Source organism: Phaeobacter sp. SYSU ZJ3003, from assembly GCF_041300735.1.
Taxonomy (GTDB): Bacteria; Pseudomonadota; Alphaproteobacteria; order Rhodobacterales; family Rhodobacteraceae; genus Phycobacter; species Phycobacter gallaeciensis_A.
This window is the reverse complement of the sequence record NZ_PXNU01000122.1, coordinates 1-2,167: the sequence shown is the minus strand read 5'-3', so window position 1 is coordinate 2,167 and position 2,167 is coordinate 1. Positions and strand designations below refer to the sequence as shown.

The 2,167-nt window shown below is 48.4% G+C and carries 3 protein-coding genes; 1 reads left to right on the top strand and 2 read right to left on the bottom strand.

All coding sequences use genetic code 11. From position 1 onward, the window contains the following. Positions 1-49 precede the first annotated feature (49 nt). A complete protein-coding gene (locus tag C6W91_RS20955; protein ID WP_370571586.1) occupies positions 50-352 on the bottom strand; it encodes a hypothetical protein in 303 nt (100 codons plus the stop codon). Positions 353-628: 276 nt separating this feature from the next. Next, positions 629-964, bottom strand: coding sequence for a hypothetical protein (locus tag C6W91_RS20950; RefSeq protein WP_347511130.1), 336 nt, complete (start codon positions 962-964; stop codon positions 629-631). Positions 965-1,353: 389 nt separating this feature from the next. Between C6W91_RS20950 and C6W91_RS20945 the strand changes: the two genes are divergently transcribed. Beyond that, a complete protein-coding gene (locus C6W91_RS20945) occupies positions 1,354-2,118 on the top strand; it encodes a hypothetical protein (protein ID WP_370571585.1) in 765 nt (254 codons plus the stop codon). Positions 2,119-2,167: the final 49 nt, after the last annotated feature.

Genomic DNA, 2,167 nt, shown 5'->3' with positions numbered 1-2,167 from the left:
AGCCTACGGCTCAGGGAAAGCAACGCCACCCTTCAAGCAAAGTTCAACATCAACAGGGACATCCCCTCTCTGCTTTCTCGCCTTGATAGGTGGATGCGATGAACGATGAGATGGCTTTATAGAGAGATATGCAGATGTATTTATTTGATAGGTAATCTTTTGCCCCTCTTTGCCTTACATCCGTGTGAGCAGTTATAGAATAAGTTCTGCCATCAATGTTCTCAGTTGTTCTCATGTGCTGAACAGCTGATGCGATATATAGGTTCGCCTCTGCTTTTCTTGATGCCCATTGAGGAGTGAAAGGTATTACTGTTTCATCTTTGGTGTTTATTTGCTGTATCTTTGCTTTCATTGTAGTTTCTCTTTGTTGGTATAGTTCTGGATAATCTCATGATTATTTCCCTACTATGTTGATTAAAGTTGTTTCACTGATGTGAGTATTGTGTTGCCATCTTGTGAGTATGATGTTGTTTATCATATACACATGTTTAACACTTACCCTTACCGCGAAGTAAGGGTTGAGAAAAAATAATGATTACTTTGGCAGAACCTGGTGCGTTACCGTGGAGGCTTTAGTAATCTTTTTCTCGCATCAGTGCGGGAATTATCTCAAATCTCAAAAGAATTGTCAAGGTAATTCCAACAGTGAGGCCAAGTATTTCGCTCTCCGCCAATCTGATAATTTCAATCTTTTAACTATCTCCTCAGATAATTCTTTTTCAATTTTTGCCAGTTCGCTTATTTCAGTTTCAAATATTGTAGCGAACCTGTCGTAGCTGGCATTCACCTCTCGGATTTTGAACAAGCACTCCAGCAAAGCATCTGTTGGAAAATCTCTCCCGTAGAACCTTTGTCGGTAGAAGAAGTTTGGGGTTCGCTTACAGAACCGTTGGCTGAAATCCGGATAACCGTCGCACAGTCCGTGTTTTATCAGGGTGTTTGCCGTTCGTTGTAACAATGTCATTGCCTTGCCCTCCATCTCGTGCGGCAAAACTATTTATCATTGCTGGGGCAAGATGGTCGTTTTTGGCTCAAAAATCGCAGTTTTTGGTTCTGGGGTGGGTAGGGTGCCAAAAATGCCAATCCCGGTATGTACGCCTGGTACAGCGGCTCTCAGGGATATTCTAGCGGGCTATGTCCGAGGAGAGTTTGCGGTCCGGGATGGTCCTGGATTGCTGCAACGGCGTCAGCTATGTGCTTGTCACAATGTAATCACGTGGGGGCATCTTGGGCGGCAACAAGTCTTGCAAAAGTAATACAAGTTTTTGTTCATTGGTGGATCTTTGCTCAGCGGGGAACCACGATTCCCTTGTCCGCTATCTTGCGGGTCCCTTGTTTCCAAGGATTGCACCTGTGGTCCGTGATGAACGTGCGGTGGCCTACATCCTTGCTGAACCCCATCGGCGGCAGGTGTGGAATGCTGTTCTGGCTGCCGGTAGTCGCCTTGATGAACCCGCTGTTGGGGATGAATGGTTTGCACGGTTGCTCACGGATTCTGCAAAGTCCTTGATTGCTGATGCCTATGGTTCCTGTCCCAGTGGATTCCTTACCTTGCTTGGCCGCTGTGATGAACTTGGCCATCCAGCAGAATTCTACTGGTTCTGGTACGGGTTCTTGGCTGAGAACGTTGGTGCTATCCGTGAAATCGCATCATCGCCGGTTCCAATCTGTGAGCTGTATCGGGTGTTGAAGAATCTGCCACCAGAACTGCGAACCATCGGGATTGCCAGTCGTTTCGGCGAGCATGTTGGAACAGGGCGGTTTGTAGAAGCCATTCGCTGGATGCACGGTGGCCAACCTGATGCGGGGGTGTGGCGTGAGGTTGGGGAAAGGCTGGAACGTGGAACATCACCTCGGAAGATTCTGGATAGTATGCAGGCTGAGGCTCGTTGTCCTGCCCCTTACCTTGTAGATGCTCGATTCCGGCATATTGCCACGGTCGGGGAGCTGAAACGTGCGGCCCAACGGTTTGAGAACTGCTTGGGGATGGAATTTACCCTTGAGGAAGCTCTGCGAGGGGAATCCCAGTTCTATGAATGGGTTGGCGAAGGTCAGGCTGCCATCGTGAGCATCGCCAACGATATGCCGTTTGGTTGGGTGCGGTGTTCGTCAAGGTAGTTGTCGCCTGCATTCGATTTCACGCTGCGCTTTTGGCGGGCCCGGCCAT